This is a genomic window from Stenotrophomonas sp. STEN021 (genome assembly GCF_056760175.1).
The window spans coordinates 14,472-27,225 of record NZ_JBRREH010000067.1; the positions used below are offsets into that span (position 1 = coordinate 14,472).

Sequence of the window (12,754 nt, forward strand, 5' to 3'; positions counted from 1 at the left end):
AATCGAGCCAAATTCTTGATTTTTAGGGGTGAATCCGATCTGAACCCGGCCCCTGCCCCACGCACCCGTTCAGCAAACTGACCGGACAAATGCCAAACAAGCGCCCTCGCGAACGCGTCACGCCACCCGCTCTGCCTGACGACGGGTGACCTGCAACGCCTGCTCGACCAGGGCCCAGTCGGCGCCAGGCCGGTGTGCGCCCTCGCTCAGCACCTGACGGAAACCACGGCCACCCGGCTGCCCATGGAACAGACCAAGCAGGTGCCGGGTGATGTGCTTCAGCGCAAGGCCGGCGGCCAACTGCGCTTCGACATACGGACGCAGCGCCACCAGCAGTTCCTCACGCCCACGCAGCGGCTGCCCGGTCTGGGCACAGTCCAGGGCGTGCAGCACGTAGGGGTCGTGGTAGGCCGCGCGACCGAGCATCACCCCGTCCACATGCTGCATATGCTGCTGCGCGGCCTCGACCGTGGCGATGCCGCCATTGATCACCAACGGCAGCGTCGGGTGCTCGCGCTTGAGCTGGTAGGCCCATTCGTAGCGCAGCGGCGGGATCTCGCGGTTTTCCTTGGGCGACAGGCCCTTGAGCCAGGCATTGCGGGCATGTACCACCACCATTGCAGCGCCGGCCTGTACCTGCCGGTCCACAAAACCGGCAAACACGTCGTAGTCCTTGTCCTCGTCCACGCCCAGGCGGCATTTCACCGTGATCGGGATATCCACCGCGGCGACCATCGCCGCGACGCATTCAGCAACCAATTCAGGTTCGCGCATCAAGCAGGCGCCAAAACGCCCGGCCTGGACCCGATCGGACGGACAGCCACAGTTGAGGTTGACCTCGTCATAGCCCCAGTCGGCGGCAATGCGCGCGGCCTGCGCCAGCGCGGCCGGATCGCTGCCACCCAGCTGCAGCGCCAGCGGCTGCTCGACCGGATTGAAGCCAATCAACCGCTCGCGGTCGCCATGGATCACCGCATTGGCGTGCACCATCTCGGTATACAACCGCGCACCCGGCGCCAGCAGCCGATGGAATACCCGGCAATGCCTGTCGGTCCAATCCATCATCGGGGCGACGGACAGGCGCAGGGAGTCGGCGTAGCGGGAGTCTTGAGGCAGGGAAGGCATGCAGCGCGGGATCTTGTGATACGTGGATCGGCTATTTTCGCCCAAGTCCCGGCTTCACGCTGGTGTACCGATGCTGGCTTTCAGCTTGCGACCGGGTTTGTGTGCGGCCGTTCGGCTGCACACAGCGCCAAAAGCTGGCGGATCACAGCAGCACGCAGGCTCAGACAGGCCGCCGCGCTCCAACTGGACCTGGGCCGCCCAAGGCAAACACCGAAGCGTTGATCAAGGCAGGTCCGGCATCAGCAACAACAACACCAGCCACAGGACCTTGCAGGCCACGTGCAGGGCCTGGTCCAGGTTGTAGCTGATGCGGTGACCGCACTTGAGATCGTCGATCAGCATGTGGCTCAGGGTTTCCAGCACCGCAAGCACGATGCTGCCAGTGACCCAGCCCACCGCACCGCCATGAATGACTCCATGTGCAGCCAGTGCCTGGTACCACGGCACATCGGGCACCGGCGCATGTCGGTTCTTGGCACGCGACAGAAACTCGCCCTGCAAGGGGTAGTCGGCCAGGGCATGGGCGACAAGCAACAACCCAAACATCTGTAACAGCGCGTAGTAGGCCATCTATCGTTTGCGTTGGGATGTGGATCGGAGTCTGGCACCAGTTGGGGCATTGGCGCGATCTGTGCTGCACAAACGTCCGGGGAAGCTACACCCGACAACGCACAAACCCGGCACGCAAGCAATGGCCCACTCGCGGTCGCCACCAGATCCGCCTGCCGGCACGCCCCCTGCGCGCCCACTGCAAGCCTACTCTGCAGCACTACCGCCCTTTGGCTCCTTGCTCCCTGTTCCTTGTGCTTGTTGTCCTGGCGCCTGCCATGCAGACCTGGGTCGATATGGCGGGCCCAGTCTAGATCGTTGACGTAAGAGTTCGGTGACGTAAGAACTGCGCCGCTAGAATTGCCGGACACTTCTTCGAGCACCGCCATGAACGCCTATGCCCTGCTGGCCTGTGCCATCGCCCTGGAAGTGCTCGCCACCTCCCTGCTCAAGGCATCTGATGGCATGAGCCGACTATGGCCAACCGTTGGTGCCTTGGCCGGCTACAGCGTGTGCTTCTGGTTGCTGGCGCTGGTGATGAAGACCATCCCTACCGGTATCGCCTATGCGATCTGGTCCGGTGTCGGGATCGTGCTGATCTCCCTGATCGGGCTGTTCGTGTTCAAGCAGAAACTTGATGCGGCCGCCATTGTCGGCATCGGCCTGATCTGCGCCGGCGTGCTGGTGATCAACCTGTTCTCGCGCTCGTCGGCACATTGAGCTGGCATGGCTCCGGCGGGGAGCGCTGGTAAAGCCCCTGCCGAGCATGGCTCGGCACTACCGCTTTTGCCCCCTCCCTTTTGCGTAGCAAAGGGGAGGGTTGGGGAGGGGTGCTTTCGCTCTGGCTTGCTTCGCGGCTTCCGCCGCTCCCACAGGTGCCTTGGAAAGCCCCTGCCGAGCACGGCTCGGTACTACGTGGCGTTGGCCGACACTGGCTTAAACTGTGCTCCCCCGCGTCAGGAAGTTGTCGATGTACGGAACAGACGTTGCGCTGCTGGTTATCGATCTGCAGCCGGATTTCATGCCCGGCGGCGCCCTGCCCTGCCAACATGGTGATGCCATCGTGCCCGGCATCGCGGCGCTGTTGGAAGCACGCCACTATCAAACCGTGGTTGCTACCCAGGATTGGCATCCCGCCGACCACGCCTCGTTCGCTACACAATACGCAGGGCGCAAGCCCTTCGATTCCATCAAGTTGCATGGCCAGCCACAGACACTATGGCCGGACCACTGCGTGCAAGGCACTGCAGGTGCCGCACTCGATCACAGAGTCGATTGGAAGCACGCCGACCTGATCCTGCGCAAAGGCAGCCAGCGCGAAGTGGATTCCTATAGCGCGTTCCGGGAGAACATCGGCCCACAGGCCACACGCGCACCTACCGGTCTTGCCGGTTGGTTGCATGAACGCGGCATCCGTGAAGTCCACGTGTGCGGACTGGCGCGTGACTACTGCGTGCTATGGAGCGCACAGGATGCCGCCATCAGCGGCTTCGCCGTGCGCTTTTTGTGGGAGCTGACCCGCCCGGTGTCGGCAGCCAACGATGCCGCCACCCGCATCGCCTTGAACGAATGCGGGGTCCACATTGACTGAACCGGGCCTGCTGATCAGCGGAATACCACGGTGCGGTGGCCGTTGAGCAGGATGCGGTGTTCGACATGCCGGCGTACCGCACGCGCCAACACCTGCGACTCGGTATCACTGCCCAACTGCACTAGGTCACGCGGTGTCATCGCGTGATCCACGCGCGCCACGTCCTGCTCGATGATCGGACCTTCGTCCAGGTCCGAAGTAACGTAATGCGCAGTGGCACCGATGATCTTGACCCCGCGCGCATGCGCCTGGTGATAGGGCTGCGCGCCCTTGAAGCTGGGCAGGAAGCTGTGATGGATGTTGATCGCGCGGCCGGACAGCGCCTGGCATAGGCGCGGCGACAGGATCTGCATGTAACGCGCCAGCACCACCAGATCGATGCGCTCGCGCTCGACCAGATCGATGATCTGCTGCTCCTGCTGTTCGCGGTTTTCGGCGTCCACCGGCAAATGATGGAAAGGCACATCGTAGGAACCGGCCAGCGCGGCGAAGTCGTTGTGGTTGGAGGCCACCGCGGCAATATCCACCTTCAGCTGGCGGCTATGGGTGCGGAACAGCAGGTCATTGAGGCAATGGCCCTGCTTGCTGACCAAGACCAGCAAGCGCGCGCGGCGGCGCGCGTCGTGCAACTCCCACTGCATCGCGAACGAGGCGCCCAGCTCCTGCAGGCGCGCGCGCACCAACGGCTCATCACCGGCCTTGCGCATGTCGAAGTGCACGCGCAGGAAGAAGCGACCACTTTCATCGTCACCAAACTGCTGGGCATCAAGGATGTTGCAGCCCGTCTCGAACAGCAGGCCGGACACGCCGTAGACGATACCGGTGCGGTCAGGGCAGGAAAGGGTCAGGATGAAATCAGGACGCATGGCCAACAACATTTATCAGTGGGGTCGTGGAAAGTAACCGTTCCAGTCGATTTCCAGCAAAGACAGTTGCAGCTGACACGGTTTGTCCGTCGACCTGCTCAGTGCGGATGCACCGTCAACGCCACCAGCCGCATCACCAGGGGCCGCACCACCAGTACGCAGCAGAAGGCGGTCGGCATCGCCAGGCAATAGGCGGACAGCACCCGCGCCGGGAACTGGCCATCGATGCCGGCATTGGCGGCGGTGATCACCAGACACATCAGCATGGCCATGATCGAGGCCATGAAGAACGCGAAAACAACAGGCGTGGCGCGCGCATGCAATTTCCAGCGGGCAACGGCGACGGAACGGGGGTCTGGCATCCAGCGAGGTCCATGCATGCAGCAATCAGGCGCTGCGGGCCGGGCACGATAGTCGGCGGGCCGGGGGACGGCTAGATCGCGTCGGCTTGGGGCTTTATAAAGATTTACTTTGTAATCCTCCCGGAAAATGCCACCTGGCATGAACATCCTCCACGCCATCCGCAGCTTCATCCGCACCGCCGACGCCGGCAGTCTGGCCGGCGCCGCGCGCACCCTGGGCATCAGTGCCGCAGCTGTGGGCCAGAACATCGCACGCCTGGAAGCGCACCTGGGCATACGCCTGTTCAACCGCACCACCCGCCAGCTGGCCCTGACCGAACGCGGGGCGCTGTATCTGGCGCAGGTGCGGCATATTGAACGCGACCTGCAACGCGCGCAGGCAGCGGTGACCGATCCCGACGCCATACCGTCAGGCCGGCTACGCATCGCCAGTAGCGCGGCGTTCGGCCGCCACGTGCTCGCGCCGTTGCTACCAGCCCTGCAGCAGCGCTATCCACGCCTGGAAATGGAGCTGCTGCTGGCCGACCGCAGCGTCGATCACGCCCATGAGGACGTGGATGTCAGCATCCGCATCGAACCGCAACTGGAAGAGGGATTGGTGGCACGGCCCATCGCGCAGGTGCCGTTCGTGTTCTGTGCCGCACCGGCGTATCTGGCCATTGCCGGCCTCCCGCGTACCCCCGAAGAGCTGCGCGAGCATCGCTGCCTGTTGTTCCGCTACCCACTGGATGGGCGCTACCTGCGCTGGGGTTTCGTCCGCGACGGCCTGCGCTTTGATGCCGAAGTGCAACCGGCCTTGGTCAGTGACGATATCGATGCACTGGCAGCGATGGCGGCCCGCGGCGGCGGCGTCACCCGTTTGGCAGCCTTCGTCGCCGCACCGTATCTGGCCCGCGGCGAACTGCAGGCCTTGTTCCAGAGCGAGTCCGCTACCGATGTACACGCCTCGCCGGAGCCGATGCGCTTGTTCCTGTGCGTCAGCGACCGCCGCGACCGGACCCCGAAAGTGCGCTCGCTGCTGCAGCACATCCTCGATGCCCTGCCGCCGGCCTGGCGCATCGACATCGACCACGCCTGAGCGCCAGCGGTCGCGCCGCTGGCGCCTTCGCCGAAAGTCAGCCCTGCCTGGCGAGCTTGAACAGCCCACGCGCCTCATGCGGCTCGCTACGCAGATACTGCGGTGCAACCGTCACCTGCGCACCCAGCGCCGCGGCGGCATGCCAAGGCCAGCGTGGGTCATACAGAATGCCGCGGGCGATACCAATCGCGTCGGCCTTGCCTTCAAGCAGAATTTCCTCGGCATGCACCGGCTCGGTGATCAGGCCCACCGCGATCACCGGCGTGCCGATTTCCGCCTTGATCGCCGCAGCCTGCGGCACCTGGTAGCCGGGCTCGACCGGAATCTGCTGGCGCGGATCAAGTCCGCCGCTGGAAACATGCAGGAAATCATTGCCGCGTGCCTCCAGCGCCTTGGCCAGCACGATGCTCTGCGCGACATCCCAACCGCCGTCCACCCAATCGGTGGCGGAGATGCGCACACCCAGGGCCACATTGGCCGGCACCACCGCACGCACCGCATCGAATACCCGCAGCAGCAAGCGCATGCGATTCTCCAGCGAGCCGCCATACGCGTCATCACGCTGGTTGCTCAGTGGCGACAGGAACTGATGCAGCAGGTAGCCATGCGCGGCGTGCAGCTCGATCAGATCCAAACCCAGGCGTACTGCGCGCTGGGAGGCTGCAACAAAGTCCTCAACTACCGCATCGATGCCGGCACTGTCCAAGGCTTCAGGCGTCGGGTCACCTGCCTTGAACGGCAGCGCCGATGGGGCCAGCACCTGCCAGCCATGTTCCTGATCCGGGGCTATCGCACCACCGCCGTCCCATGGACGTGCGGTGGACGCCTTGCGCCCGGCATGTGCCAGCTGCACGCCGATCGGCATGTTCGACCAGCGTCGCGTCGATGCCAGCACCTTGCCCAGGGCCGCCTCGGTGGCATCGTCCCACAACCCCAGATCGGCCCAACTGATGCGCGCACGCGGCTCGACCGCGGTGGCTTCGATGATCAACAGACCGGCGCCGGACTGTGCAAGCTGGCCGAGGTGGATCGTATGCCAATCGGTCGCCTGCCCGTCCTGTGCCGAGTACTGGCACATCGGCGCGATCACGATGCGGTTGGCAAGAGACAGCGGACCTAGCGACAACGGTGAGAAAAGCGTGCTCACGTGGGAGACGTCCATCAACAGTGGGGCGCTCATTGCACGCCGTAGCAGGCCCTGATTCAACCGGGGTGATGGATCACTGCGTCTTGGTACCGTCCAACAGGAAGGCAAGTGCCTGGGCGCACGGCATTTCCACCTTCAGCGACAGCAGGTGATCGGCACGGGTGCGGCCGAGGTTGACCGCGGCTATCGGCAAACCGGCCTTGGCGGCGGCATCGACGAAGCGGAAACCCGAGTACACCATCAACGACGAACCCAACACCAACACCGCATCGGAACGCTGCAGGTGCTCGTGCACCGCCGCGACGCGCTCACGCGGCACGTTCTCGCCGAAGAACACCACGTCCGGCTTCAACACGCCGCCACATGCGTCACAGGCAGGCACGCTGAAAGCGGAGAAATCGGCTTCCAGATCGGCATCACCATCGGGCGCGATGCCCGCTTCCAGTACGTCCCAACCGGGGTTGGCATCCAGCAGACGTTGCTGCAGCAACTCGCGCGAACTGCGTGCTTCGCAGCCCATGCAGCGCACCTGGTCCAGCCGACCGTGCAGATCGATAACGGTCTGGCTGCCCGCTGCCTGATGCAGGCAATCCACGTTCTGGGTCAGCAGCAGCTCGATGCGACCATCGGCCTCCAATGCAGCCAGCGCATGGTGCGTGCCATTGGGCAGCGCGTGGCCGAAGCGCGGCCAGCCCAGCAGGCTGCGCGCCCAGTAACGCTTGCGGGTTGCATCCTCGCCCATGAAGGCCTGGTAGGTCACCGGCGGTGTGCGCTTCCATTGGCCATCGCTGTCGCGGTAGTCGGGAATGCCGGAATCAGTGCTGCAACCAGCACCGGTGACGATGAACAGGCGCCGGTGACCGGCAATGAACTGCGGCAGCTTGGTGATCACTGCCGGCGATAAGCGCCCTGCCTGTGCCGATGAAGTGGTCACCGTCGTGCAGCTCAGGCCTGCACTGGCAACGCCGGCACAGCGGTTGGATGACCTTCGCCATCGAGCGCGATCATCACGAAGCTGCCCTTGGTGCAGAGCTCACGCTCACCGCTGTGCAGGTCTTCGGCAATCAGCTCGACTTCCACATGCATCGAGCTGCGGCCGACCTGGACCACCCGGCCGATGGTTTCCACCATCTGCCCGATGCGGATCGGCAGTTTGAAATCGACCTGGTCCGAGCGTGCGGTCACCACGGTGCAACGGGAATAGCGCGCGGCGGCAAGGAAGGCCGCCTTGTCCATCCAGGCCAACGCCTGGCCGCCGAACAGCGTGCCCATATGGTTGGCGTGGTTGGGAAATACGATTTCCGCCATGCGGACTTCGACCGGCGGATTGGTGTTGACGATGGGGGTCATGGGGGTATCACCTGTAAGTTGGCGCCGATGATACGCCCGCAAAGCTGTGCAGCTTGTGTACGCAGCTGCAGATAGCTTTTGCAGGAGCGGCGTGAGCCGCGAAGCCGATAAAGGCTCAGAAGCCTGCAAAGCCCCCCTCCCCAACTCTCCCCTGCGCTTCGCGCAAGGGAGGGAGACAAACGCGCTCCCCTTCACCTGCGGCGAAAGGGAGGGAGTCAATCAGAACGCCATATCGAACGCGACTTCGCCCTGCACGCCCACCTGGTAGGCAGAGGCGCGGCGCTCGAAGAAGTTGGTCAGTTCCTGCACGTCCTGCAGCTCCATGAACGGCAGCGGGTTGCGCACGTTGTATTTCTTGGCCATGCCCAGCTTCAGGAAATGGTTGTCGGCGCAGTGCTGCAGGTACTCGCGCATGTCGCGGGTGGAGATGCCGGCCACGCCACCGGACAGCACGTCCTCGGCGAACTGCACTTCACAATCGATGGCCTCCTCCAGCATCTGGTAGACCTCCTGCTCCATCTTCGCGTCGAACAGGTCGGGCTCTTCGGCGCGGATCTTGCGCACGCACTCGAACGCGAACTCCATGTGGCAGCTCTCGTCACGGAACACCCAATTGGTGCCCGAGGCCAGGCCCGGCAGCAGGCCGCGCGAACGGAAGTAGTACACGTAGGCGAAGGCGGCAAAGAAGAACAGGCCTTCGATGCAGGCAGCAAAGCAGATCTGGTTGAGCAGGAACTGGCGACGGTCGTCGCGGGTTTCCAGGCGCTTGGTTTCCTGCAACGCGTCGATCCACTTGAAGCAGAACGCCGCCTTCTTCTTGATCGAATCGATGTTCTCCACCGCGGCGAAGGCCTTGAAGCGCTCTTCCGGGTCCGGCAGGTAGTTGTCCAGCAGGGTCAGATAGAACTGCACGTGCAGTGCTTCTTCGTACAGCTGGCGCGACAGGTACATGCGCGCTTCCGGCGCATTGAGGTGCTGGTACAGGTTCAGCACCAGGTTGTTCGACACGATCGAGTCACCGGTGGCGAAGAACGCGACCAGGCGGTGGATCAGGTGCTGGTCGGCCGGCGACATCTTCTGGTGCAGGTCGGTGATGTCGATCTGGAAATTGATCTCCTCCACCGTCCAGGTGTTCTTGATCGCGTTGCGGTACATCTCGTAGAAGTCCGGGTAACGCATCGGACGCAGGGTCAGCTCGAAACCGGGATCGAGCAGCATTTGGCGGGATTCATTGGACATGGGGGTTTCTCCTTTCCCTTCTCCCTGCGGGAGAAGGTGGCGCGCAGCGCCGGATGAGGGTTGGTTCCTGGGGGTTGGCGCTACGTGCTGCTAAGAGCGACCTCACCCCAACCCCTCTCCCGCGGGCGGGAGAGGGGCTTTGAGCGTTACTGGCAGGCTTCGCAGGCTTCCGGGTTTTCCAGCGAGCAGGCCACGGCTTCCACCGGGGTGTAGCTGCTGACCGTGGTCTTGGCGATCTTGGTGGCCGGACGCGAGCGCAGGTAATACGTGGTCTTGATGCCCTGCTTCCAGGCGTACATGTACATGGACGACATCGCGCCGATGTTCGGGCTTTCCATGAACAGGTTGAGCGAGGCCGACTGGTCGATATAAGCACCGCGCGCGGCGGCCATGTCGATCAGCGAACGCATCGGCAGTTCCCATGCGGTGCGGTAGATGTGGCGCAGGGTTTCCGGGATCTGCTGCAGGCTCTGGATGGAACCGTCGGCCAGCTTGATCGCATCACGCACTTCCGGCGTCCACAGGCCCAGCTGCTTCAACTCGGCCACCAGGTGGCGGTTGATCTGCAGGAAGTCGCCAGACAGGGTTTCGCGCTTGAACAGGTTGGAGACCTGCGGTTCGACGCACTCGTAGCAACCGGCGATGGAAGCGATGGTCGCGGTCGGCGCGATCGCGATCATCAGCGAGTTGCGCAGGCCATGCTGCTTGATGCGCTCACGCAGTGCGTCCCAGCGCGCGGTGTCTTCCGGCACCACATTCCAGGCGTCGAACTGCAGCTCGCCATGGGAGGCGCGGGTGTCGTTGAACGAGGGGTGCTTGCCGCGTTCCTGGGCCAGTTCGCAGGACACTTCCAGCGCGTGGAAATAGATGGTCTCGGCGATCTTGGTCGACAGCGTGCGTGCTTCGGCAGAGTCGAACGCCAGACGCTTGCGGAAGAACACGTCCTGCAGGCCCATGCAACCCAGGCCCACCGGGCGCCAGCGCAGGTTGCCACGGCGTGCGGTTTCGATCGGGTAGAAGTTCAGGTCGATGACGCGGTCAAGCTGGCGCACGGCCAGGCGCACGGTCTCGGCCAGCTTCTCGAAATCGAAATCGCCATGTGCGTCGAGGTGGTTGCCGAGGTTGATCGAACCCAGGTTGCAGACCGCGGTCTCGTCGTTGGAGGTGATCTCCAGGATCTCGGTGCACAGGTTGGACAGGTGGATCACGTTGCCGGCGCGCAGGGTCTGGTTGCTGGCCAGGTTGCACTTGTCCTTGAACGTCATCCAGCCGTTGCCGGTCTCGGCCAGGGTCCGCATCATCCGCGAGTACAACTTGCGTGCCGACACGGTCTTGCGCGCCTTGCCCTGGGTTTCGGCCTGCACATAAGCCTGCTCGAAGGCCGGGCCAAACAGGTCGGTCAGCTCCGGCACCACGCGCGGATCGAACAGCGACCATTCCTGGTCGACCTCGACGCGCTGCATGAACAGGTCCGGCACCCAGTTGGCCAGGTTGAGGTTGTGGGTGCGGCGCGAATCGTCACCGGCGTTGTCGCGCAATTCGAGGAAGTCCTCGATATCGGCGTGCCAGGTTTCCAGGTACACGCAGGCCGCGCCCTTGCGTTTGCCGCCCTGGTTGACCGCAGCCACCGAGGAATCCAGCGTCTTCAGCCACGGCACGATGCCGTTGGAGTGGCCGTTGGTGGACTTGATCAGCGAGCCGCGCGAACGCACGCGGGTATAGCTGACACCGATGCCGCCGCTGAACTTGGACAGCTGGGCGATATCCGCATAGCGGTCGTAGATGGATTCCAGCGAATCCTGCGGCGAGTCCAGCAGGAAGCACGAGGACAGCTGCTCGTGGCTGGTGCCGGCATTGAACAGGGTCGGGCTGGACGGCAGGTAGTCCAGGCTGCCCAGGCGCTGGTACAGCGCCAGTGCTTCGGGCACGTCCTCGCTCAGCGCGCTGGCGATGCGCAGGAAGAACTGCTGCGGGGTTTCGATGACCTTGCGCGTATGCGGATGCCGCAGCAGGTAGCGGTCATACATGGTGCGCAGGCCGAAGTAATCGAAGTTCAGGTCGTAGGACGGATCGATCGCGTCGTTGAGCTTGCGTGCATTGACCTGCACGAAGTTGAGCAGGCGGTCGTTGATCAGGCCGACTTCGTGGCCACGGCCGACAGACTGCGAGAACGCATGGATTTCCTGGCCGGAGACTTCCTTGCCGATGAAGTTGGCCAGCAGACGCGCGGCCAAGCGGCCGTACTCGGGTTCTTCGCCGATCAGCAGGGCGGCGGTACGGATCGACAGCTCGTCCAGTTCCTGGGTGCTGGCGCCGTTGTACAGGCCGGAGATGGTGCGTGTGGCCACCCGCATCGGGTCCACCGCGTGCAGACCTTCGCAGCAACGCTGGATGGCGCGGACGATCTTGTTGAGGTCTACCGGCTCGGTGCTGCCATTGCGCTTGGTCACGCTCATGGCGGTGGCGGTCGGCGGCGGGGTCAGTTCAAAACCGGCCTCAGCCGGAGCGACGTCAGTATGAGTGGCAGTCACGACGATGGTGTCCTTGCAAACGTTATGCACGCAGCTCCTGCCCGCGCAGGAAGCAGAGCCGGTACGGAGCAGCGAGCATGGAAGGACGGCGTCGCAGCAGCCGCGACTGCGCGACCCTCGGGTCAACAGCCGTACGGCACCACGTCACCAGCCGTCTTCCCCTCGAAGACACCGCAGCCGGCACCACGCGGTGTGCATCGCGTGGCTGTCGGCAGGTCTTCGGACTCATGGGCAGGAAGGCGGGGGCCTTCTCCTACTCCGCCGCTTCCCAAGGCCTGTGCCTCAGTGCTGTTGGCGGGGTCGTTCCCAATTACCGCTGCGGGGCAGTGCCGGACTAGCCTTGAAGGCATCACCAGCTTCCCTATTAATCCGACGGAAAAATCCCGCCAGAACCGACGGAGCACAAGATAGTGGGGGTGTATTACAGGGTCAACACCAAATCTAGTATTTCTTTGCCAAGCCTTGCGGCACAAGGCTTGGGCTGTCTGCCGCCCGGGCCGGACACTTCAACCTGCTTGAACGGAGTGCGCAGTCAAGCCTTTTGCAGAGTTTTTTTGTAGGAAAACTACCTGCGTTGAATACGTAAATTTCTGATGAAATTTCCGGGTGTGACTTCCGGCCGACGCAGCTCCTGCCACGAGCCGCCAAGCTGGCCGTACCCTCCCGCCACGAGTTCGCCGCCATGCACCTGCTGCCCGTTGCCACACTGCAGATGAAGCACGTGAGCGGCGATGGCGCGACGATGGCGACGCGCGAGCACGGCCGGGACAACAGCATTCCGTTGCCCGCGCGGTAACGCCAGCTTTTGGTAGTGGCGCGCCCAGCGAGGCAGGGGGGGGAACCGGAAAGGCCAATTGCCCCGAAAGGGGGGGCCGAAAAGGGCAGGGGGTGTGGGGGGGGGCGATTGCCCCCACCA

Annotated in this window: 12 protein-coding genes and 1 riboswitch; of the genes, 3 read left to right on the forward strand and 9 right to left on the reverse strand. The window is 63.7% G+C overall.

From position 1 onward, the window contains the following. Positions 1–117: 117 nt before the first annotated feature. Together dusA and ACVOL0_RS14360 are read right to left on the reverse strand one after the other, a co-directional pair. The gene (gene dusA, locus ACVOL0_RS14355; protein ID WP_481549681.1) at positions 118–1,125 is read right to left on the reverse strand and encodes a tRNA dihydrouridine(20/20a) synthase DusA; all 1,008 of its coding nucleotides are present in this window, start codon (positions 1,123–1,125) and stop codon (positions 118–120) included. A gap of 222 nt (positions 1,126–1,347) precedes the next feature. Next, complete coding sequence (locus ACVOL0_RS14360) at positions 1,348–1,695, reverse strand: DUF3307 domain-containing protein (protein ID WP_481549682.1); 348 nt, start codon at positions 1,693–1,695, stop codon at positions 1,348–1,350. Positions 1,696–2,061: 366 nt separating this feature from the next. Here ACVOL0_RS14360 and ACVOL0_RS14365 point away from each other — a divergent pair, with 366 nt between their 5' ends. Together ACVOL0_RS14365 and ACVOL0_RS14370 are read left to right on the forward strand one after the other, a co-directional pair. Then, positions 2,062–2,394: an SMR family transporter gene (locus ACVOL0_RS14365; protein WP_481536533.1), complete on the forward strand. Its 333-nt coding sequence runs from the start codon at positions 2,062–2,064 to the stop codon at positions 2,392–2,394. A 250-nt stretch (positions 2,395–2,644) separates the two neighbouring features. Then, the gene (locus ACVOL0_RS14370; protein ID WP_481549683.1) at positions 2,645–3,265 is read left to right on the forward strand and encodes a nicotinamidase; all 621 of its coding nucleotides are present in this window, start codon (positions 2,645–2,647) and stop codon (positions 3,263–3,265) included. 14 nt (positions 3,266–3,279) lie between these two features. On the opposite strand, the gene purU is transcribed toward ACVOL0_RS14370, so the two are convergent. Together purU and ACVOL0_RS14380 are read right to left on the reverse strand one after the other, a co-directional pair. Then, positions 3,280–4,131: a formyltetrahydrofolate deformylase gene (gene purU / locus ACVOL0_RS14375; protein WP_481549684.1), complete on the reverse strand. Its 852-nt coding sequence runs from the start codon at positions 4,129–4,131 to the stop codon at positions 3,280–3,282. A 98-nt stretch (positions 4,132–4,229) separates the two neighbouring features. Beyond that, positions 4,230–4,493: a DUF2798 domain-containing protein gene (locus tag ACVOL0_RS14380; RefSeq protein ID WP_481549685.1), complete on the reverse strand. Its 264-nt coding sequence runs from the start codon at positions 4,491–4,493 to the stop codon at positions 4,230–4,232. A gap of 139 nt (positions 4,494–4,632) precedes the next feature. On the opposite strand from ACVOL0_RS14380, the gene ACVOL0_RS14385 reads away from it, so the two are divergent. Beyond that, a complete protein-coding gene (locus tag ACVOL0_RS14385; RefSeq protein WP_481549686.1) occupies positions 4,633–5,571 on the forward strand; it encodes a LysR family transcriptional regulator in 939 nt (312 codons plus the stop codon). A gap of 37 nt (positions 5,572–5,608) precedes the next feature. Here the strand turns inward: ACVOL0_RS14385 and ACVOL0_RS14390 are convergent, their stop codons facing one another. The 5 genes from ACVOL0_RS14390 to ACVOL0_RS14410 form a co-directional block, all read right to left on the reverse strand. Continuing rightward, complete coding sequence (locus tag ACVOL0_RS14390; protein ID WP_481549690.1) at positions 5,609–6,733, reverse strand: NADH:flavin oxidoreductase/NADH oxidase; 1,125 nt, start codon at positions 6,731–6,733, stop codon at positions 5,609–5,611. A gap of 58 nt (positions 6,734–6,791) precedes the next feature. Continuing rightward, complete coding sequence (locus ACVOL0_RS14395; RefSeq protein WP_481549687.1) at positions 6,792–7,652, reverse strand: NAD-dependent protein deacetylase; 861 nt, start codon at positions 7,650–7,652, stop codon at positions 6,792–6,794. 11 nt (positions 7,653–7,663) lie between these two features. Next, complete coding sequence (locus tag ACVOL0_RS14400) at positions 7,664–8,068, reverse strand: acyl-CoA thioesterase (RefSeq protein WP_481549688.1); 405 nt, start codon at positions 8,066–8,068, stop codon at positions 7,664–7,666. Between the two features lie 219 nt (positions 8,069–8,287). After that, the gene (locus tag ACVOL0_RS14405) at positions 8,288–9,307 is read right to left on the reverse strand and encodes a ribonucleotide-diphosphate reductase subunit beta (RefSeq protein WP_282267574.1); all 1,020 of its coding nucleotides are present in this window, start codon (positions 9,305–9,307) and stop codon (positions 8,288–8,290) included. A gap of 146 nt (positions 9,308–9,453) precedes the next feature. Then, positions 9,454–11,763, reverse strand: coding sequence for a ribonucleoside-diphosphate reductase subunit alpha (locus ACVOL0_RS14410; protein ID WP_481549691.1), 2,310 nt, complete (start codon positions 11,761–11,763; stop codon positions 9,454–9,456). Positions 11,764–12,032: 269 nt separating this feature from the next. Beyond that, positions 12,033–12,250, reverse strand: a riboswitch (cobalamin riboswitch). Positions 12,251–12,754 lie beyond the last annotated feature (504 nt).